Origin of the sequence: Pseudomonas sp. lyk4-R2A-8, assembly GCF_030209095.1 — a bacterium.
Classification (GTDB): Bacteria; Pseudomonadota; Gammaproteobacteria; order Pseudomonadales; family Pseudomonadaceae; genus Aquipseudomonas; species Aquipseudomonas quebecensis.
This window is the reverse complement of sequence record NZ_JARVSS010000005.1, coordinates 167,717-187,227: the sequence shown is the minus strand read 5'-3', so window position 1 is coordinate 187,227 and position 19,511 is coordinate 167,717. Positions and strand designations below refer to the sequence as shown.

Below are 19,511 nucleotides of genomic sequence, written 5' to 3'. Positions count from 1 at the left end.
CTTTCCCTATCCGCAGGAGAACAGCGATGCCCAGCCGTCGTGAGCGTGCCAACGCCATTCGTGCCCTCAGCATGGATGCCGTGCAAAAAGCCAACAGCGGCCATCCCGGTGCCCCGATGGGCATGGCGGATATCGCCGAAGTGCTTTGGCGTGACTACCTGAAACACAACCCGAGCAACCCATCGTTCGCCGACCGTGACCGCTTCGTGCTGTCCAACGGCCACGGCTCGATGCTGATCTATTCGCTGCTGCACCTGACCGGCTACGACGTCACCATCGACGACCTCAAAAGCTTCCGCCAGCTGCACAGCCGCACCCCGGGCCACCCGGAATTCGGCTACACCCCAGGCGTCGAGACCACCACCGGTCCCCTGGGCCAGGGCCTGGCCAATGCCGTGGGCTTCGCCCTGGCTGAAAAAGTCCTGGGCGCGCAGTTCAACCGCCCCGGCCACGACATCGTCGATCACCACACCTATGTGTTCCTGGGTGATGGCTGCATGATGGAAGGCATTTCCCACGAAGTTGCGTCCCTGGCCGGCACCCTGGGCCTGGGCAAGCTGATCGCCTTCTACGATGACAACGGCATCTCCATCGACGGTGAAGTCGAAGGCTGGTTTACCGATGACACCCCGAAGCGTTTCGAAGCCTACAACTGGCAGGTGATCCGCAACGTCGACGGTCACGACCCGGAAGAGATCAAGACCGCCATCGACACCGCCCGCAAGAGCGCGCAGCCGACCCTGATCTGCTGCAAGACCACCATCGGCTTCGGTTCGCCGAACAAGCAAGGCAAGGAAGACTGCCACGGCGCCCCATTGGGTGACGCGGAAATCGCCCTGACCCGTGAAGCGTTGAAGTGGAACCACGGCCCGTTCGAAATCCCGGCCGACATCTACGCCGAATGGGATGCCAAGGAAAAAGGCCTGGCCACCGAAGCCGAGTGGGACCAGCGCTTCGCTGCCTACTCCGCCGAATTCCCGGAACTGGCCAACGAACTGGTTCGCCGCCTGGCCGGCGACCTGCCTGCCGACTTCTCGGAAAAAGCCTCGGCCTATATCGCCGAAGTCGCGGCCAAGGGCGAAACCATCGCCAGCCGTAAAGCCAGCCAGAACACTCTGAACGCCTTTGGCCCGCTGTTGCCTGAGTTCCTCGGCGGTTCGGCCGACCTGGCCGGGTCCAACCTGACGCTGTGGAAAGGCTGCAAAGGTGTCACGGCCGAAGACGCCAGCGGCAACTACATGTACTACGGCGTGCGCGAGTTCGGCATGAGCGCCATCATGAACGGCGTGTCCCTGCACGGTGGCCTGGTGCCTTACGGCGCAACGTTCCTGATGTTCATGGAATACGCGCGCAATGCCGTGCGCATGGCCGCGCTGATGAAGAAGCGCGTGATCCATGTGTACACCCACGACTCCATCGGCCTGGGCGAAGACGGTCCGACGCACCAGCCGGTCGAGCAATTGACCAGCCTGCGTACCACGCCGAACCTGGATTGCTGGCGCCCAGCCGACGCGGTGGAATCCGCCGTGGCCTGGAAGCACGCCATCGAGCGCAAGGACGGCCCTTCGGCGCTGATCTTCTCGCGCCAGAACCTGCAGCACCAGGCGCGTACCGACGCGCAGATCGCCGACATCAGCCGTGGCGGTTATGTGCTCAAGGACTGCGTGGGCGAGCCGGAGCTGATCCTGATCTCCACCGGTTCCGAAGTGGGCCTGACCGTTCAGGCTTACGACAAGCTGACTGAGCAGGGCCGCAATGTGCGCGTTGTATCCATGCCGTGCACCAGCGTGTTCGAAGCCCAGGACGCCGGCTACAAGCAATCGGTGCTGCCGTTGCAGGTCAGCGCGCGTATCGCCATCGAAGCGGCGCACGCCGACTACTGGTACAAGTACGTGGGCCTGGAAGGCCGCGTGATCGGCATGACCACCTACGGTGAGTCGGCGCCGGCGCCAGCCTTGTTCGAAGAGTTCGGCTTCACCCTGGAAAACATCCTGGGTCAGGCTGAGGAGCTGCTGGAAGACTAAGCCAGTCTGCGTTGTCTGTACTGGCGCTATCGCGGGCAAGCCCGCTTCCACATTTGGATCGCGGTCTGATGTGGGAGGGGGCTTGCCCGCGATGGCGTCAGAACGTTCAACACCGAACTAACCTTGACCGAGAACCCCATGCCCGAACTGCGTCCCTACAAAGTTGCACTCAACGGCTACGGCCGCATTGGTCGTTGCGTCTTGCGTGCTCTGTTCGAGCGAGGGGCGGCAGCCGGGTTTGAAATCGTTGCGATCAATGATCTGGCGGACATGGCCAGCATCGAATACCTGACACGCTTTGACTCCACCCATGGCCGATTCCCCGGCGAAGTGCGGGTCGACGGCGATTGTCTGCATATCAACGGCAACTGCGTGAAAGTGCTGCGCAGTGCCACCCCCGAGGGCATCGACTGGGCGGCGCTGGGCGTCGACCTGGTGTTGGAATGCTCCGGTGCTTATAACACCCGTGCCGATGGCCAGCGTTTTCTCGACGCCGGCGCGCCACGTGTGCTGTTTTCCCAGCCGATGGCCAGCGAGGCGGATGTCGACGCCACCATCGTCTATGGCATCAACCAGGATTGCCTGAGCGGCGATGAGCGGCTGGTGTCCAACGCTTCCTGCACCACCAACTGCAGCGTGCCGCTGTTGCGCCTGCTGGATCAGGCGATCGGCCTGGATTACGTGTCGATCACCACGATTCACTCGGCAATGAACGACCAGCCGGTGATCGACGCCTACCACCACGAAGACCTGCGTCGCACGCGTTCGGCGTTCCAGTCGGTGATTCCGGTGTCCACCGGCCTGGCACGCGGCATCGAACGCTTGTTGCCGGAACTTGCCGGGCGAATTCAGGCCAAAGCCGTACGTGTGCCGACGGTGAACGTGTCCTGCCTGGACATCACCATGCAAACCGTCAGCGACACCGATGCCGTGGAGGTCAACCGGATCCTGCGCGACGCCGCCACCCGCGGCCCGCTCAAAGGCTTGCTGGCCTACACCGAATTGCCTCACGCCAGTTGCGATTTCAACCATGACCCGCATTCGGCGATTGTCGATGCCAGCCAGACCCGTGTTTCCGGCCCCAGGCTGGTGAATATCCTGGCCTGGTTCGACAACGAGTGGGGCTTTGCCAACCGAATGCTGGACGTTGCAGAACACTATCTGCAAGTGGCCTCCAAACAACCTCAACAGTAATTCAGGAACTGCGACCCATGACCGTGTTGAAGATGACCGACCTCGATCTGCAAGGTAAGCGCGTACTGATTCGCGAAGACCTCAACGTCCCCGTCAAGGACGGTGTTGTCACCAGCGATGCGCGAATCCTGGCCTCGCTGCCGACCATCAAGCTGGCCCTGGAAAAAGGCGCGGCCGTGATGGTCTGCTCCCACCTGGGTCGCCCGACCGAAGGTGAGTTCTCCGCCGAAAACAGCCTCAAGCCGGTAGCCGACTACCTGAGCAAGGCCCTGGGCCGTGACGTGCCGCTGGTGGCTGACTACTTGAATGGCGTGGACGTGAAGGCCGGCGACATCGTGCTGTTCGAAAACGTGCGCTTTAACAAAGGCGAGAAAAAGAACAGCGACGAACTGGCCCAGCAATATGCTGGCCTGTGCGATGTGTTCGTGATGGACGCATTCGGCACCGCTCACCGCGCCGAAGGTTCGACCCACGGCGTGGCCAAGTTCGCCAAGGTCGCTGCTGCCGGCCCACTGCTGGCTGCTGAACTGGACGCGCTGGGCAAGGCCCTGGGCGCGCCGGCACAGCCGATGGCGGCCATCGTCGCCGGCTCCAAGGTGTCGACCAAGCTTGACGTGCTCAACAGCCTCAGCCAGATCTGCAACCAACTGATCGTCGGCGGCGGTATTGCCAACACGTTCCTGGCTGCCGCCGGTCATCCGGTGGGCAAGTCGCTGTACGAGCCGGACCTGCTCGACACCGCCCGTGCCATCGCCGCCAAAGTCAGCGTGCCGTTGCCGGTGGATGTGGTGGTGGCCAAGGAATTCGCCGAAAGCGCCGAAGCCACCGTCAAGCTGATCGCTGACGTGGCTGCCGACGACATGATCCTGGATATCGGCCCGCAGACTGCGGCCAATTTCGCTGAACTGTTGAAAGCGTCGCAGACCATTCTGTGGAACGGCCCGGTCGGCGTGTTCGAATTCGACCAATTCGGCAACGGCACCAAAGTGCTGGCCAAGGCCATCGCCGACAGCTCGGCATTCTCCATCGCCGGCGGCGGCGACACCCTGGCGGCCATCGACAAATATGGCGTGGCCGAGCAGATCTCCTACATTTCTACCGGTGGTGGCGCTTTCCTCGAATTCGTCGAAGGTAAAGTGCTGCCGGCCGTGGAAGTGCTGGAAAGCCGAGCCAAAGGCTGAAACGCGTGATCCGGAAAAGGAGCATTCCCATGATCAAGTTATTGGCACTGGTGTTCGCGGCGGGCCTGTTGGGCGGGTGCGGCAGCGCGCCCACTGCGGCATCGGCGCCCGAACAGCCTGCGGCGCAGCAGAAACAGAGCTGCTACCAGGCTGACTGGCAGGCCGAAACCATGCCGGTGATCAACAAGCGCATCGGCAACGAGCGGCTGGAGAAATACGACTCCGCGCCCAACGGTCAGGAACAGGGTTGCCCTTGACGGGTCTGATCAACTAACCGACAGCAGTCGCGGCCCTTGGGTCGCGTTCGAGGATTGGCAATGAAAGGCGTTTTCGCCCTGGCGGCACTGGCTCTGTTGGCGGGTTGCAGCAGCATGAACATGTTCAATAAGGCAGAACCTGCCGATAAGTGGACCACCTGGACCTGCGACAGCAAGGCCGAGGTCAACTGGCGCTTTGCCAATGCGGCCCGCAGCGAGGTGGATGTGCGCCTCGGCGGCTCGGACCAGGTCTACCGCCTTAAACAGGACGTTGCCGCCTCGGGCGTGCTGTACAGCAACGACCAGTTGGCGTTTCACACAAAAGGTGAGGAAGGCTTGGTTTACTGGGTCGCCACCGACGATTTGATCGGGCGTGGCTGCAAGGCCCAATGAGATTTCAAATTTGATGAGATCCAAATGTGGGAGGGGGCTTGCCCCCGATAGCGGTGGATCAGTCAACAGATTCATCACTGACAGGCTGTCATCGGGGGCAAGCCCCCTCCCACACTTGCAATAACGATTCAGCAGGCCAGGCATGTAAAACCTGGCCTGCAATAACTTGAATAGCAGTCGCCGCTACGGCAGGCTTGCACGATTAACGACCCTCGACCGGGAGAGACAACACAATGGCACTTATCAGCATGCGTCAAATGCTGGACCACGCAGCCGAGTTCGGCTATGGCGTCCCAGCCTTTAACGTCAACAACCTCGAGCAGATGCGCGCCATCATGGAAGCCGCTGACAAGACCGACTCCCCCGTGATCGTCCAGGCTTCGGCCGGTGCGCGCAAATACGCCGGTGCCCCGTTCCTGCGTCACCTGATCCTCGCCGCTATCGAAGAGTTCCCACACATCCCGGTGTGCATGCACCAGGACCACGGCACCAGCCCTGACGTGTGCCAGCGCTCCATTCAACTGGGCTTCAGTTCGGTGATGATGGACGGCTCTCTCGGCGAAGACGGCAAGACTCCGACCGACTACGAATACAACGTCCGCGTCACTCAACAAACCGTGGCCATGGCCCACGCCTGCGGCGTTTCGGTTGAAGGCGAGCTGGGCTGCCTGGGTTCCCTGGAAACCGGCATGGCCGGTGAAGAAGACGGCATCGGTGCCGAGGGCGTGCTGGATCACAGCCAGATGCTGACCGACCCGGAAGAGGCTGCCGACTTTGTGAAGAAAACCCAGGTGGACGCCCTGGCCATCGCCATCGGCACCAGCCACGGCGCCTACAAGTTCACCAAGCCACCGACCGGCGACGTACTGGCCATCGACCGCATCAAGGAAATCCACAAGCGCATCCCCAACACCCACCTGGTGATGCACGGTTCGTCCTCGGTACCGCAAGAATGGCTGGCGATCATCAACCAGTACGGCGGCGACATCAAGGAAACCTACGGCGTACCGGTTGAAGAAATCGTCGAAGGCATCAAGTACGGCGTGCGTAAGGTCAACATCGACACCGACCTGCGCCTGGCGTCCACCGGTGCCATGCGCCGCCTGATGGCCACCAACCCAAGCGAATTCGACCCACGCAAATTCTTCGGCGCCACCGTGACCGCCATGCGTGACGTGTGTATCGCTCGTTATGAAGCATTCGGCACGGCCGGCAATGCATCGAAGATCAAGCCGATCTCGTTGGAGGCGATGTACCAGCGTTATTTGAAAGGTGAGTTGAACGCTAAGGTGAACTAAGCCTCAGGCGTTACAAAAGAAGCCCGCAGCGATGCGGGCTTTTTTATGCTGTGAACGTGCGATGCGGTCAAAATGTGGGAGGAGGCTGGCGCCCTATTTCGGTGTGGCCGTCACCCGCTAAGTGAATGAGGCGGCGCTCACTCATGATCAATATCCAGCTTGTCGAACGTCACCTTCGCGCCTTCCTTGCTGTCCCCGCTGTTGTCCTGCACATAGGCGCCGGCCTTGAAGTACAGCGGTTTGGCGCCCCATGCCGCGCCGATGCGTTCGTTCCATTCGCCATCGGCGGCATACACGCTGAGTAATCCGGCCTTGTTGAGGTTGATTACGTAGGTAAAGCTCTTGTCCAGCGGCACGTTGGAGGCGACGGTGATCACGCGGCTTTCGTCCTCATCCGGGCGCATGCGCACTTTGGCGACGATGTTGCCGGTCTGGGTCTTTTCCTTGAATTGGTACTCGAGCTTGATCAGCGGTTTCTGGCTGTCATACGCGTGAATCTGGCCAATGACGATCTTGCCGCTGGAGGGCACCTGGTTGACGGCCAGGGTGGCGCGCAGAAAATTGTCGGCGTCGGGGTAGGTCCAGTTGCGCAAGCGGCCGTCGGCGTAGGTTTCGCGCAATTCGCTGCGGGGGTAGATCGCGTTCTCGGTGCGCGTGCCGGTGACGGGTGTCCAGAATTGCACGTTGCTGCCTTCGGCCTGGAAGTATTGGTCCTTGAAGCCGCTAAGCAGTTTGGGCGTGTCGATGGTCGCGGGGGGCGAGCCGACGGGAATGCTCAGGTTCCAAGTGGAGAGGTCAATCATGGCGTAGGCCTTTTACAGAAGGGTGTAGGCTATGGCCCTCAGGGCCAGTCAGGTTCTTTATAGGTGCTGTGCAGCGGATTGTTAAACAATTGCTGGCAATTTATTGGCGCCAAATGAATGCCAAAAAGCCATGTTGCCCATGAACCGTGGGTTGCAGGCACTGACCGTTAGTCGGCTTCCTGAAAATTGGCGCAATGATGGCACCGAGGTTACTTCTGCTTTTCCAGAACCGGGGCTAGAGTGAGGCCTCAGTGTTTGTCCGGGTTTTCTCTCAGAAATGACCGGAGCAGCGATCTAAGGAAGAGACGTAGCATGGAATGCGCTCCACACCACGGCGATGGCAGTTCGGTTCTTCTGGTGGTCGACGACTACCCGGAAAACCTGATCAGCATGCGTGCGCTTTTGCAGCGTGAGGATTGGCACGTGGTAACCGCCGCTTCCGGTGTGGAAGCCCTGGAGTTGCTGCTGCAGCACGATGTCGACCTGGTATTGCTGGACGTGATGATGCCGGGCATGGATGGCTTTGAAGTCGCCCGCCTGATGCGCGGCAGCCAGCGCACCCGCATGACCCCGATCATCTTTCTGAGCGCCAACGCCCAATCGCCCGCCGCCGTGCTGGAAGGCTACGCCAGTGGCGCCATCGATTACCTGTTCAAGCCGTTCGACCCGCATATTCTTAAACCCAAGGTCCAGGCACTGCTGGAGCACCAGCGTAATCGCCGTGCCTTGCAGCGCCTGAGCCATGACTTGGAGTCGGCTCGCGCGTTCAACGCCTCGGTGCTCGACAACGCCGCCGAAGGCATCCTGGTGGTGGGCGAAGAAGGCGTGATCCAGTACGCCAATCCGGCCATTTCGCGCTTACTCAATGCGACGCTCAACGAATTGCAGGGCCAGACGTTCCTGAGCTTTTTGCAAAAGCCCCACGTGCCCAGCTGGTTGGATTCGCAGATGTACGCCGGTTATCGCACCGGCCAGACCTGGCGCCTGCACGACGCCATGCTGCGCACCGGTCGCGGGCAGCAGGTTCCCGTGGCGTTGTCCTGCGCCCCATTGCCGTCCGAGCAGAAGGCTATGGTGGTGACCGTGCTGGATATGTCTGAAGTGCGCCACCTGCACCAGCAACTGGAGTTCCAGGCCGTTACCGACCCGCTCACCGGCCTGCTCAACCGTCGTGGGTTCTACCAGGCCGTGGAAAGCACCCTGTCGCGCAGCGAGCGCGTCGAGCAATCCCTGGTGCTGCTGTACCTGGACCTCGACGGCTTCAAGCGGGTCAACGACTCCCTGGGCCATGACGCGGGCGACCGGGTACTGCGCTGGGTATCGGAACAACTGCAAGGTTGCCTGCGTTCCTACGACATTGTCGGACGCATGGGCGGCGATGAATTTACCGCATTGCTGGAGCTGGACTTCCCTGAGCAGGCGGCGAAAATTTCGGAAAAACTGATCGAACGGGTGTCAGTCTGCCAACAGGTCGACGGTTTGGATGTGATGCTCGGCGTGAGTATTGGTATCGCCACGTTTCCTGACTGCGGCTCGGATTTGAATGGTCTGCTGCGCGCCGCTGATATTGCAATGTACGAAGCCAAGCGCGCCGGGCGTCAGCAATATCGCTATTTCGACCAGGAAATGAACGGCCGGGCTCGCTCGCGGCTGATGCTTGAAGACAGCGTGCGCACGGCCATTGAAAACAAAGAATTCATCCTGGTCTACCAACCGCAGGTGTCGTTGGAGGACGGGCGTCTGCGCGGCGTCGAGGCGTTGTTGCGTTGGCAGCACCCTAGTGTCGGCGACGTGCCGCCGGGGCTTTTCCTGCCGCTGCTGGAAGAGGCGCGGCTGATCAGCCAATTGAGCATCTGGATCTACCAGCAGGTCGCCGCACAGCGCCAGGCCTGGCACACCACCTTCGACGAGGAGCTGGTGCTGAGTGTGAGTCTGAGCAGCAGCCAGTTCAATATGCCCAACCTGGCCAACCAACTGCAGCAGATGCTGGAGCGCTACGGCTTGCAAGGGCGGCAGTTGGAGGTGGAAATCGGGGAGGACTGCCTGATGAGTAACCGTGAGGAGGCCATCAAACAGCTTAAGTTGCTGCGCCGCATTGGTGTGCGTATCGCCCTGGATGACTTTGGTTCCGGCCAGTGTTCCCTGGCGCACCTGCGTGATCTGGAATTCGACACCTTGAAGCTCGACCCCAAATTGGTGGCGCGTCTGCCGGGCTCGGCACGGGACGCGGCAATGGCGCGCAGCATTATCGAGTTGTGCGGGCATTTCGAGGTGCTGGTGGTGGCCGAAGGTGTGGAAACCCAGGAGCAGGCCCAATGGCTCAAAGCCCAGGGCTGCACGTTTATCCAGGGGCCATGGGCGGCGCAGCCGTTGATAGCCGAGGATGTCGCCGACTGGTCCCGCACCCGCGCACGTTGAATTGGTACACTGGCGCCCTTCAAATCTTGTTGCAGACCCTCATGACCGCGCTGAAATACCTCCAGGCCTACCCGGTTGCACTACAGGAGCAAGTGCGTCAGATGATCGCCACTGACCAGTTGGGCAATTATCTGGAGCAGCGTTATCCCGAGCGCCACGCGGTGCAGAGCGACAAGGCCTTGTACGCCTACGCGCTGGCCTTGAAGCAGGAACACCTGCGCAACGCGCCGGCCATCGACAAGGTCCTGTTCGATAACCGCCTGGACCTGACCCACCGCGCCCTCGGCCTGCACACCACGATTTCAAGGGTGCAGGGCGGCAACCTCAAGGCCAAGAAAGAAATCCGCATCGCCGCCTTGTTCAAAGAGGCCGCACCGGAATTTCTGCGCATGATCGTGGTGCATGAACTGGCGCACTTCAAGGAATCGGACCACAACAAGGCGTTCTATAAACTCTGCCAATACATGATGCCGGACTACCATCAGGTGGAATTCGACCTGCGGGTCTACCTCACGTATCGCGACCTGCTGGGCAAACCCTGACCGCACAAGGCCAATGACCATGGATGTGAGCAAGACCAAAAGCAGTTTCTACCGTCGCCTCTACGTCGCCTACCTGATCGACAGCGGCCAGGCCAGCAATGTACCGGCGCTGACCGACGCGACCGGCATGCCCCGGCGCACGGCCCAGGATACGATAGCGGCGCTCGCCGACCTGGATATTGTGTGTGAGTTCGAGCAGGAGGATGGCGCGCGTAACCATGCCGGGTGCTATCGGATTCGTAACTGGGGCGCGATTGATCGGCGCTGGATCGAGGCCAACCTGGCGTCGATCAAGCGCGTGCTGGGTTATCCCTGAGGGCTTTCTCCGGTGCGCCGCATGCCGATATGAGGAATGTCGTCCTCCAGGTATTGCTCTCCCGCCACCACGAACCCGTACCGCCCGTAGTAACCCTGTAAGTGCGCCTGGGCTGACAGAAAGATCGGGGTTTCAGGCCAGATATCGTCAATCTGCTTAAGGGTTTCTTCCATCATCCGATGGCCTAACCCGGTGCGTCGCGCCAGTGGGGCGATAATCACTCGGCCGATTACCACATCGCCGCCCTGGGACTCCGGGTCCAGCAGGCGCAGGTAGGCCACCAGCTTATCGTCCCGCCAGCCCATCAGGTGGTAGGTGTCACCGCTCAGGTCCTGGTCATCGATGTCCTGGTAGACGCATTTCTGCTCAACCACGAACACTTCGTTACGCAACCGCAGGATGGCGTAAAGCTGCTCCTTGCCCAGGTCATTATGGTGCTTGCAGACCCAATCAACAGTCATGGTGTGTTCTCGCTCGAATGTCTGTGCTTGATAGTAAGCGCGGCGGGCGGCTCTGTCTAAATGGTCTATTGTTGAGGATGAGGTCAATTAGCCACTATTGAGTGCGTGCCCCAGCCGTTTCTTTGTGTAATCTGAGCTACTGTTAACACCTCAGGTCTTGCCTGAGCTAAGCCCGCCAAGGATTTTGAGCATGCCGCGATTGTCTCGTGCCGTTGCTTTAATTGGAGTGTTGCTGCTGGCTCAACCGGCGTTTGCACAGCGTCTGCGCCTGGTCGCGGACGCCTGGCCACCCTTTACCGATGCCACGCTGATCAACGGCGGACTGGCCACCGACATCGTCACCACCGCCCTGGCCCGCGCCGGGTACGCCAGTGATTTCGAACAGGTGCCCTGGGCGCGTGCGTTGATGGGCATAGGCGATGGGCGTTATGACGTGCTGATCAATGCCTGGTACGACGAGGCGCGTACACAGCTGGGAGAATTCTCCAACGAATACCTGCTCAACCGCGTGCGCTTCATCAAGCGCCGCGACGACCCCATCGATTACCAGACGCTTAAGCAACTGCATGACGAACCCATCGCGGTGGTGCGCGGTTATGCCTACTCCGCGGCGTTCGACGGGGACACGCAGCTGCAGAAAGTGCCGGTGCATAACTTCGCCATGGCCGTGCGCATGCTGGCGGCGCAGCGAGTGCGGCTGACGGTGGAGGACGAGTATGTCGCGCGCTATTACCTGGCCCGTGAATCACCCCGGGTGCGCAATGCCATAGAGTTCCTGCCCAAGCCGCTGACTGAAAACAGCCTGCACATTCTGGTCAGCCTCAAGCACCCCGAACATGCACAGATCGTAGCGGGCTTTGACCGGGAGATAGCCAGAATGAAGGCCGATGGCAGTTACGAGCGATTGATGAAGGCCCATGGCATGTAAGGCCTAAGCCGCGCGAGTGTCCTTGATCAAATGCGCGGCCAATGTGCGCAGCGGCCCCAATTGCCGACAAATCAGCGCCAGCTGCGTTTGCACCAAGCGCTGCCCTTCGTCGATCTCATCCGGCATTTGCTCCAGGTCCGCCGCCAAGGCCTCCTCGGCATCGCTCTGAATCGCAATCGGCTGCTTGTTCGCCAGCCCCGTGGCGATTTCATCAATGCTCGCCGCCAGGCTATTGCCGGCGCCGTCGATCAGGTGTTCACGCACTTCGGCGGGCAGTTGCGTGTCACGGTGCGCGCCAAGCCCCGACAAATAGCTGAGCAAGGTGTGCGACAGCACCAGGAAGCGAAAGCCTACGTCGGCTTCTTTGCGAAAGTGCCCCGGCTCCATCAGCATGTTGGCCAAGGTGGTGGACAGCGCCGCATCGGCGTTGTGCGCGTTGCGCCTGGCCAGGCGATAGGCCAGGTCGTCGCTCTTGCCAGCGGCGTACTGCTGCATGATCTGCCGCAGGTAGATGCTGTTGCAGGTCAGGGTGTTGGCCAGCACTTTGTTCAGACGCCGGCCCTGCCAGTCCGGCAGGAACAGGAACACCGCCAGGCCCGCGATCAGGCTGCCGAGCAGGGTATCGAACAGCCGTGGCAGGAATAATCCGTAGCCATCGCCCACCTGGTTGAAGCAGAACAGCACCATCAGCGTGATCGCCGCGGTGGCCAGGGTATAGCGGGTGGTACGGTTGATAAAGAACACCAGGCCGGCGGCGATGGCGAACATCGATTGCACCAGCGGGCTGGGGAACAGGTCGAACAGCGCCCAGGCCACGGTCAGGCCGATGGCGGTGCCGACGATCCGTTGGCCAAGCTTGCGCCGTGTGGCGCCATAGTTGGGCTGGCACACGAACAGAGTGGTGAGGATGATCCAATAACCCTGGGACGCGTGAATCGCGTGCAAGGTGCCGTAGCCGACGGTCAGCGCCAACGACAGGCGCAATGCGTGGCGGAACAGCAACGAGGTCGGGGTCAGTTGAGTACGCAGCCGCGTCCACATTTCCTTGAGGTTGCGCGGGGCGCGATCGAGCAGGTTGCTGTCGGTGGCATCGGCCAGGGCGTCAGGGTTGCTGGCGTCGCCGAGCAGGCGGTCGAGGGTCGACAGGTTGGCCGCCAGGGCGCGCAACGAGCGCAGCAGGCCCCGCCAGGCCGGGTTGCTCTGGATGCGCAGGTGTTCCAGGGAGGCATTCAGGTCACCCAGGGCCTCGGCGAAGCTGTCATCGTAGACGAACGGCTGGCGCAACTGGATTGATTCGGCGAGGGCCTGGCAGGCCTTGCCTTGCTGGCGTAACAGGCGCTGGCAGCGGAACAGCACGTCGCTGTGGAAGAACGCCTCGGCCAGCGCGTTGTAGGGATAGTGCGAGGAGCTGGCGCGCTCGTGGATGTCCTGGGCCAGGAAGTACAACTTCAGGTAGCGGCTGACCTTCGAACCCGGGCGACCATTGCCCACGCGGTGCAGGATGATTTCCTTCGCCGCATTCAGCGCAGCGACTACGCGACCATTCTGCTGGGCCAGTTCCAGGCGACGGGCTTCTACATCCAGTTGGCGGATCGGTTCGAACAGCGACGATTTGAGCTTGAGGTAACGCCCCAACTCGCGGAACAAGCGCGCCAGGCTCTGTTGCACCGGCTGGTTGGAAAACAACACCTGCCACAGCACCGACAACGCGCCATACCAGGCGGCGCCGGCCACCAGCAGCAGCGGCTCGTGCCAGAAGTCCGACACCGCGCCACCACGCTGGTCCACGCCGATCATGGTGTAGACCGACAGAATCAGCGTCGCCGAGGCAATCGCGCCGTAACGCTCGCCAAGGGCGCCGAGCATGGTCAGGCAGAAGCTCGCCAGCGCCAGGGCAATCGCGAACAACCAAGGGTAGGGAAACAGCAATTCCACCGACAGCGCGGCGATGCTGAAGCACACCAGCGTCACCGCCAGGGCATTGAGGCGCCCTTGCCAGCTGTCGTCGGTCTCGGCCAGGGCGCTGGCGATAATCCCCAGGAACAGCGGGATCAGCAGGGTCATTTCATCCTGATACCAGCACAGCGCCATGCTGCCGGTGAGGGCGATGAATACCCGAACGCTATAGCTGAATTTATCCAGCGCCCATAGGCGCCGCATGGACTGCTTGAACGAGGTCGATGACATGAAGGCTGGGGTCTTCCGGGACGATGCCGCTAAATTGAGGCAGTAAGGACGCCACGGCAAGCGTGGTGATCACATCTCACAGCAAATTATTCCCCAGGCACACTACAAAATGGGGAGGGGGCAAGCACCCTTACACATTGTTGATCCGGTCTCGTCAGACGTATTGCGCGGCGGCGTAGCCCGATGCCCACGCCCACTGGAAGTTAAACCCGCCCAAATGCCCGGTCACATCCAGCACTTCCCCAATAAAGTACAGCCCCGGGCTTTTCAGCGACTCCATGGTCTTGGACGAGACTTCCCGCGTGTCTACACCGCCCAGCGTCACCTCGGCGGTGCGATAGCCCTCGGTGCCGGCGGGCACCAGCTGCCAGCTCGACAACTTCTGCGCAATGTCGGCGACTTCGGCATGGGTGTATTGCTTCATCGGCTTGGACGCGAACCAGGTGTCCGCCAGCAGGGTGGCCATTTTCTTGGTGAAGATCTCGCCCAGCAGCGTTTTCAACTCGCTGTTCGGCCGTTCGACCTGTTGTTGTTGCAGCCAGGTGTGGGCGTCGTGGTCGGGCAGCAGGTTGATCTCGACCGTGTCGCCCGGCTCCCAGTACGAGGAAATCTGCAGGATCGCCGGCCCGCTCAGGCCGCGATGAGTAAACAGCAGGTTCTCGCGAAAACTCTGGCCGTTGCAGCTGGCCACGCAGTCCACAGAAGTGCCGGACAACTCGGTACACAGTGCCTTGAGCTGGTCGGTGATGGTGAACGGCACCAATCCGGCGCGGGTCGGCAGCAGTTCATGACCGAATTGCCTGGCCACCTGATAGCCGAACCCGGTGGCGCCCAGGGTTGGGATCGACAGGCCGCCGGTGGCGATTACCAGGGATTCACAGCGCAGCTGACCGAGGGTGGTCTGCAACTGATAACCGCTGTCGAGCCTGGCGATTTCCTGGATGGAGGTGTCCAGGTGCAGGCTCACGCCGGTCTGGATGCACTCATCGAGCAGCATGCCGAGGATGTCGCTGGATTTGTTATCGCAGAACAGCTGGCCGAGCTTCTTCTCGTGGTACGGCACGCCGTGCTTGGCCACCAGGCCGATGAAATCCCACTGGGTGTAGCGAGCCAGGGCGGATTTGCAGAAATGTGCGTTGTGCGAGAGAAAATTGGCCGGCTCGGTGTACATATTGGTGAAATTGCAGCGGCCACCACCGGACATCAGGATCTTTTTGCCGGCCTTGTTCGCATGATCGATCAGCATCACCTTGCGCCCACGCCCGGCGGCGGTCAGTGCGCACATCAAGCCTGCGGCGCCGGCGCCAATGATCACAACTTCGGTCGAGCGCACAGCAATGTCCTCACAAATACGGGTCTGAAATGCAATCAAAACTGTAGGAGGGGGCAAGCCCCCTCCTACATTGGATCTTCATATAGGTCGCAGATCGGGTTACAGGATCCGCACGCGCAACGAGCGGCCCTTGATCTTGCCGTCGTTCAAACGCTGCAACGCCTGCTTGGCGATGCCGCGTTCCACGGCTACGAACGCCTGGAAATCAAAGATCGCGATCTTGCCGACCTGGGCGCCGGGGATACCGGCTTCGCCGGTCAGCGCGCCGAGGATGTCGCCTGGACGAACCTTGTCCTTGCGGCCCGCGGCAATGCACAGGGTGCTCATCTGCGGCAGCAGTGGACCACCGCTTTGCGGCTTGAGGTTGTCCAGTTGGTCCCAGTTCAGCGGCGATTTCTGCAGCTGCTCGATGGCCTGGGCACGGTGCGCCTCGGACGGCGCTACCAGGCTGATGGCAATCCCGGTCTCACCGGCGCGACCGGTACGGCCGACGCGGTGGATGTGGATTTCCGAGTCGCGGGCCAGTTCGACGTTGATCACCATGTCCAGCGAGTCGATGTCCAGGCCCCGTGCGGCGACGTCGGTCGCCACCAGCACTGAGGTGCTGCGGTTGGCGAACATCGCCAGAACCTGGTCACGGTCGCGCTGTTCCAGGTCGCCGTGCAGGCCGACGGCGGAGATGCCCTTGGCTGTCAGGTGGTCGACGGTTTCCTGCACCTGCTGCTTGGTAAAGCAGAACGCCACGCACGAGGCCGGACGGAAGTGCGCCAGGACTTTGGTCACCGCGTCCATGCGCTCTTCCGGGGAGATCTCGTAGAAACGCTGCTCGATCTGATCGTCGGAGTGGAACGCTTCGGCCTTCACTTGCTGCGGCGCGCGCATGAACTTGGATGCCAGTTGCTTGATGCTCACCGGGTAGGTGGCCGAGAACAGCAGGGTCTGGCGGCGCGGCGGAGTCTTGCTGATGATGTCTTCGATGGCGTCGTAGAAACCCATGTCGAGCATGCGGTCGGCTTCATCGAGGATCAGCGTGTTCAAGCCGTCCAGCACCAGCGAACCCTTGCGCAAATGCTGCTGGATGCGGCCCGGAGTGCCGACGATCACGTGGGCGCCGTGTTCCAGGGAGGCGATCTGTGGGCCGAGGGACACGCCGCCGCACAGGGTCAGCACCTTGATGTTGTCTTCGGCGCGGGCCAGGCGACGGATTTCCTTGGCCACCTGGTCGGCCAGCTCGCGGGTCGGGCACATCACCAGCGCCTGGCAACCGAAGTAACGCGGGTTGATCGGGTTCAACAGGCCGATGCCGAAGGCGGCGGTCTTGCCGCTGCCGGTCTTGGCCTGGGCAATCAGGTCCAGCCCCTTGAGGATCACCGGCAAGCTTTGCGCCTGGATCTGCGTCATCTCGACATAACCCAGCGAGTCGAGGTTAGCCAGCATGGCGGCGGACAGGGGCAAAGTATTAAAAGCGGTGGCGATGGTAGTCACGGGACTGGCTCTGCAAAACAAAATGTCGCGCAGTGTAGCAGCCCCCCGTAGGTTTTTTCGCATGGTTCAGACGAGGGGATGGGGGGCAGCGGCAAGTTATGAGCGGCAAGCGGCAAGCTTGAAGCTTTTCTTGCAGCTTCAAGCTTGCCGCTTGAGGCTGCCTTTAGGCTCCAGTTGCAGGAAGATCGCCGCCGCCAGCATTGCCATGACGCCCACGGTGAGGAAGGTCAACTGGAACGCGCCGAGCACGCTGTTGACGCCGTCGTTGCCGGCTTCGGCGGTGAACCCGCCCAGCAGCGCACCGGCGCAGGCCACGCCGAGGCTCAGGGACAGTTGCGCCACCACCGACAGCAGGCTGTTGCCGCTGCTGGCCTGGGCATCGTCAAGGTCGATCAGGGTCACGGTGTTCATCGCGGTGAACTGCAGGGAGTTGATCGCCCCGAGCACTGCCAGCATGCCCAGCAGCAGAGGGTAGGGTGTCTGCTCGCTGACCAGGCCCATGCTCGCCAGCATGATGCCCAGCGCCAATGTGTTGCCGGTCAGCACCACCCGATAGCCCAGGCGTTCGATCAGCGGCCGCGCCACGGACTTGGCGAACATCGCGGCCGCCGCCAACGGCAGCATGCTCATGCCCGCCTGCGACGGCGAATACCCCAGCGCCACCTGCAACAGTAGCGGCACCAGGAACGGCAGCGCGCCGCTGCCCAGGCGCGCGAACAGGTTGCCCAGAATGCCCACGGCAAAGGTGCGGGTCTTGAACAACACCGGCGAGAACAGCGGGTTGTCGATATGCCCGGCGCGCAGCCAGTACGCCGCCAGGCACGCCAGCCCGCCGAACAGCAGCAACATCACCCGCAGATGCGGCAGGTGCAGTTCGCCCAGGCCCTCCATGGCGATGGTGATCAGCACCATCGCCGCACCAAACAGCACAAAACCCAACCCGTCAAAGCGCGTGCGTTCACTGCCGCGCAGGTCCGGGATGAATTTCCACACGGCATAGCACCCGAGTATGCCCACCGGCAGGTTGATCAGAAAGATCCAGTGCCAGGTCAGGTATTGCACCATCCAGCCGCCCATGGTCGGGCCAAGCAGCGGGCCGAGCAGGCCAGGGATGGTAATGAAGCCCATGATCCGCACCAGCTCGGAGCGCGGGTAGGCGCGCAGCACCACCAGGCGCCCCACCGGCAGCATCAGTGCGCCGCCCAAACCCTGCACCACGCGCGCGCCCACCAGCATGGTCAGGCTGCTGGACAGCGCACACAGCAGCGAGCCGATGCTGAACAGCATGATCGCGCCGAAGAAAATCTTCTTGGTGCCGAAACGGTCGGCGATCCAACCCGACGCCGGGATCAGCAAGGCGACGGTGAGCATGTAGGCGATCACCACCCCCTGCATGCGCAACGGGTTTTCCGCGAGATCCCGGGCCATGGCCGGCAGGGCGGTGTTCAGAATCGTCCCATCCAGCGACTGCATGAAGAAGGCAATCGCCACCACCCAGGGGAGCCATCGGGCGGTCTTGGCATCGAGAGGGGCGCGATCGGGCATGGGGGACCTTTTGTCAGCCGGCTATGTGTCGGCGATTATGCGCCATCCGTGGCGCCTTTTCCCACTGGCGGTTCGTCTAAATCCGACAACACCGCGTGCTTGCCCACCAGGAAATCCAACAGCGCGCGATGCACCGCCAGGGCGGCTTCGCGCGATTCCAGATCCAGCAGGTGACCGGTGTGTTGCGCCACCGAATAGCTGCTGCGCCCCACATACTGCTTGAACAGTTGAGCGTCGGCAGCGGGGGTGTATTCGTCCAGCGCGCCGTTGAGGAAATGCACCGGCGTTTCGATTTGCCGCAGCGCCGGCAGGTAGTTGCCGTCGCCCATCGCCATTACCTGGTGGATATGAAAGCGCGCCTGGCGGTACTCGGTGGTCGCCATGCTCGACAGGTGCCGATGGTTGTTGCGCTTGAGGCGCGGCGACAAGTATTTGCCCACCGTTTCGTTGAGCAAATGGCCGACGGCGGACTTGTCATCGGCCTCGATCAGCACGCGCACGCGGTCCACGTAGTCGAGCATGGCCTGGTTGAGGTTAGGCGCCAGCGCCATCACTACAGAGCTTTTGATGGAGGGTGGGTTATGCGCCAGGGTCAGCAGGGTGGAAATGCCACCCCAGGAGGCCGACACCAGATGGTTGACCTCGAAGCGCTCCACCAGCGCCCGCAGGATCTGCACTTCGTCGTCCTTGGTGACCAGGTCGAGGTTGAGGTTGTGTTCGCGCGAATAACCGGAGAACGGCAGGTCGAACAGCAGCACATTAAAGTGCTCGGCCAGGCACTTGCCGGTACGCGCAAAGGAACGCGTGGTGGCGAGCGCTCCGTTGACCAGCAGGACGGTGTTCTTGTGTGGATCGTTTCCCAGTCGCTCTACGTGGACGTTGTAGTGCTTGTACAGCTGTTCAATGACAAAACTTCCATGGTTCATGTCAACGCTCCAGCTTGTCCTTCCCCGGACAAGGTCATGCAGTGCGTGCAGGCACGCGGGCGAGGTGGCGGGATGCCACTAACCCTTATAGCGAGGTTTTCCACAGGCGACAACAGGCCGCCCGCGCGCACGGTGCGCAAGAGAAATGGCCGTAGGAACGGGTAAAACCGAGCTGTCTGAAATCAGCACAAGACAATCTGGGAGGGTGCTTGCCTCCGAC

17 protein-coding genes are annotated in these 19,511 nt (G+C 61.6%); 10 read left to right on the top strand and 7 right to left on the bottom strand.

What is annotated here, in order from left to right; genetic code table 11:
* The first annotated feature begins 26 nt into the window (after positions 1–26).
* From tkt to fba, 6 genes are all read left to right on the top strand, one after another.
* Positions 27–2,024, top strand: coding sequence for a transketolase (gene tkt / locus QRN10_RS06945; RefSeq protein WP_181080679.1), 1,998 nt, complete (start codon positions 27–29; stop codon positions 2,022–2,024).
* 138 nt (positions 2,025–2,162) lie between these two features.
* A complete protein-coding gene (gene epd, locus QRN10_RS06940; protein ID WP_181080680.1) occupies positions 2,163–3,218 on the top strand; it encodes an erythrose-4-phosphate dehydrogenase in 1,056 nt (351 codons plus the stop codon).
* Positions 3,219–3,235: 17 nt separating this feature from the next.
* Positions 3,236–4,399 carry a phosphoglycerate kinase gene (locus QRN10_RS06935; protein WP_253509676.1) on the top strand — a complete coding sequence of 388 codons (1,164 nt, stop codon included), beginning with the start codon at positions 3,236–3,238 and terminating at the stop codon, positions 4,397–4,399.
* A gap of 29 nt (positions 4,400–4,428) precedes the next feature.
* Entirely contained in the window at positions 4,429–4,656 is a 228-nt protein-coding gene (locus QRN10_RS06930) for a hypothetical protein (protein WP_253509675.1), read from the top strand.
* A 60-nt stretch (positions 4,657–4,716) separates the two neighbouring features.
* Positions 4,717–5,049: an MliC family protein gene (locus tag QRN10_RS06925; protein WP_181080683.1), complete on the top strand. Its 333-nt coding sequence runs from the start codon at positions 4,717–4,719 to the stop codon at positions 5,047–5,049.
* Between the two features lie 233 nt (positions 5,050–5,282).
* Positions 5,283–6,347 carry a class II fructose-bisphosphate aldolase gene (gene fba, locus QRN10_RS06920; RefSeq protein WP_003177554.1) on the top strand — a complete coding sequence of 355 codons (1,065 nt, stop codon included), beginning with the start codon at positions 5,283–5,285 and terminating at the stop codon, positions 6,345–6,347.
* 137 nt (positions 6,348–6,484) lie between these two features.
* On the opposite strand, the gene QRN10_RS06915 is transcribed toward fba, so the two are convergent.
* On the bottom strand, positions 6,485–7,150 hold the full coding sequence (locus QRN10_RS06915; protein ID WP_181080686.1) for a polysaccharide lyase family 7 protein: 666 nt from the start codon (positions 7,148–7,150) through the stop codon (positions 6,485–6,487).
* A 312-nt stretch (positions 7,151–7,462) separates the two neighbouring features.
* Between QRN10_RS06915 and QRN10_RS06910 the strand changes: the two genes are divergently transcribed.
* Genes QRN10_RS06910 through QRN10_RS06900 form a run of 3 tightly spaced genes read left to right on the top strand, consistent with a single transcriptional unit; the run spans position 7,463 to position 10,426 of the window.
* Positions 7,463–9,568: a putative bifunctional diguanylate cyclase/phosphodiesterase gene (locus tag QRN10_RS06910; RefSeq protein ID WP_181080687.1), complete on the top strand. Its 2,106-nt coding sequence runs from the start codon at positions 7,463–7,465 to the stop codon at positions 9,566–9,568.
* Positions 9,569–9,609: 41 nt separating this feature from the next.
* Complete coding sequence (locus QRN10_RS06905; RefSeq protein ID WP_181080688.1) at positions 9,610–10,110, top strand: M48 metallopeptidase family protein; 501 nt, start codon at positions 9,610–9,612, stop codon at positions 10,108–10,110.
* 19 nt (positions 10,111–10,129) lie between these two features.
* Entirely contained in the window at positions 10,130–10,426 is a 297-nt protein-coding gene (locus QRN10_RS06900; protein WP_181080689.1) for a winged helix-turn-helix domain-containing protein, read from the top strand.
* On the opposite strand, the gene QRN10_RS06895 is transcribed toward QRN10_RS06900, so the two are convergent.
* Entirely contained in the window at positions 10,417–10,887 is a 471-nt protein-coding gene (locus QRN10_RS06895) for a GNAT family N-acetyltransferase (RefSeq protein WP_253509672.1), read from the bottom strand. The genes QRN10_RS06900 and QRN10_RS06895 overlap by 10 nt on opposite strands.
* A 190-nt stretch (positions 10,888–11,077) precedes the next feature.
* On the opposite strand from QRN10_RS06895, the gene QRN10_RS06890 reads away from it, so the two are divergent.
* On the top strand, positions 11,078–11,815 hold the full coding sequence (locus QRN10_RS06890; RefSeq protein ID WP_285428071.1) for a substrate-binding periplasmic protein: 738 nt from the start codon (positions 11,078–11,080) through the stop codon (positions 11,813–11,815).
* Positions 11,816–11,818: 3 nt separating this feature from the next.
* Here the strand turns inward: QRN10_RS06890 and yccS are convergent, their stop codons facing one another.
* The 5 genes from yccS to QRN10_RS06865 all read right to left on the bottom strand — a co-directional run bounded on the left by yccS (position 11,819) and on the right by QRN10_RS06865 (position 19,291).
* Positions 11,819–14,002, bottom strand: a complete 2,184-nt coding sequence (gene yccS / locus QRN10_RS06885) for a YccS family putative transporter (protein WP_181080692.1) — start codon at positions 14,000–14,002, stop codon at positions 11,819–11,821.
* A 154-nt stretch (positions 14,003–14,156) separates the two neighbouring features.
* Complete coding sequence (locus QRN10_RS06880) at positions 14,157–15,335, bottom strand: BaiN/RdsA family NAD(P)/FAD-dependent oxidoreductase (protein WP_181080693.1); 1,179 nt, start codon at positions 15,333–15,335, stop codon at positions 14,157–14,159.
* A 99-nt stretch (positions 15,336–15,434) separates the two neighbouring features.
* A complete protein-coding gene (gene dbpA / locus QRN10_RS06875) occupies positions 15,435–16,772 on the bottom strand; it encodes an ATP-dependent RNA helicase DbpA (protein ID WP_232289440.1) in 1,338 nt (445 codons plus the stop codon).
* Positions 16,773–16,958: 186 nt separating this feature from the next.
* Positions 16,959–18,365: a multidrug transporter subunit MdtD gene (mdtD, locus tag QRN10_RS06870; RefSeq protein ID WP_181080694.1), complete on the bottom strand. Its 1,407-nt coding sequence runs from the start codon at positions 18,363–18,365 to the stop codon at positions 16,959–16,961.
* A 35-nt stretch (positions 18,366–18,400) separates the two neighbouring features.
* Positions 18,401–19,291 (bottom strand): alpha/beta fold hydrolase, encoded by an 891-nt coding sequence (locus QRN10_RS06865; protein WP_253509669.1) that lies wholly within the window; start codon positions 19,289–19,291, stop codon positions 18,401–18,403.
* Positions 19,292–19,511 lie beyond the last annotated feature (220 nt).

Excerpts from the sequence above, each read along its gene's own strand:
- QRN10_RS06865 (WP_253509669.1), bottom strand. The coding sequence starts at position 19,291 with ATGAACCATGGAAGTTTTGTCATTGAACAGCTGTACAAGCACTACAAC.
- QRN10_RS06935 (WP_253509676.1), top strand. The coding sequence starts at position 3,236 with ATGACCGTGTTGAAGATGACCGACCTCGATCTGCAAGGTAAGCGCGTA.
- fba (WP_003177554.1), top strand. The coding sequence starts at position 5,283 with ATGGCACTTATCAGCATGCGTCAAATGCTGGACCACGCAGCCGAGTTC.
- QRN10_RS06905 (WP_181080688.1), top strand. The coding sequence starts at position 9,610 with ATGACCGCGCTGAAATACCTCCAGGCCTACCCGGTTGCACTACAGGAG.
- QRN10_RS06890 (WP_285428071.1), top strand. The coding sequence starts at position 11,078 with ATGCCGCGATTGTCTCGTGCCGTTGCTTTAATTGGAGTGTTGCTGCTG.
- dbpA (WP_232289440.1), bottom strand. The coding sequence starts at position 16,772 with ATGCTGGCTAACCTCGACTCGCTGGGTTATGTCGAGATGACGCAGATC.
- mdtD (WP_181080694.1), bottom strand. The coding sequence starts at position 18,365 with ATGCCCGATCGCGCCCCTCTCGATGCCAAGACCGCCCGATGGCTCCCC.
- QRN10_RS06925 (WP_181080683.1), top strand. The coding sequence starts at position 4,717 with ATGAAAGGCGTTTTCGCCCTGGCGGCACTGGCTCTGTTGGCGGGTTGC.
- QRN10_RS06910 (WP_181080687.1), top strand. The coding sequence starts at position 7,463 with ATGGAATGCGCTCCACACCACGGCGATGGCAGTTCGGTTCTTCTGGTG.
- QRN10_RS06895 (WP_253509672.1), bottom strand. The coding sequence starts at position 10,887 with ATGACTGTTGATTGGGTCTGCAAGCACCATAATGACCTGGGCAAGGAG.
- QRN10_RS06930 (WP_253509675.1), top strand. The coding sequence starts at position 4,429 with ATGATCAAGTTATTGGCACTGGTGTTCGCGGCGGGCCTGTTGGGCGGG.
- yccS (WP_181080692.1), bottom strand. The coding sequence starts at position 14,002 with ATGTCATCGACCTCGTTCAAGCAGTCCATGCGGCGCCTATGGGCGCTG.
- QRN10_RS06900 (WP_181080689.1), top strand. The coding sequence starts at position 10,130 with ATGGATGTGAGCAAGACCAAAAGCAGTTTCTACCGTCGCCTCTACGTC.
- QRN10_RS06915 (WP_181080686.1), bottom strand. The coding sequence starts at position 7,150 with ATGATTGACCTCTCCACTTGGAACCTGAGCATTCCCGTCGGCTCGCCC.
- tkt (WP_181080679.1), top strand. The coding sequence starts at position 27 with ATGCCCAGCCGTCGTGAGCGTGCCAACGCCATTCGTGCCCTCAGCATG.
- epd (WP_181080680.1), top strand. The coding sequence starts at position 2,163 with ATGCCCGAACTGCGTCCCTACAAAGTTGCACTCAACGGCTACGGCCGC.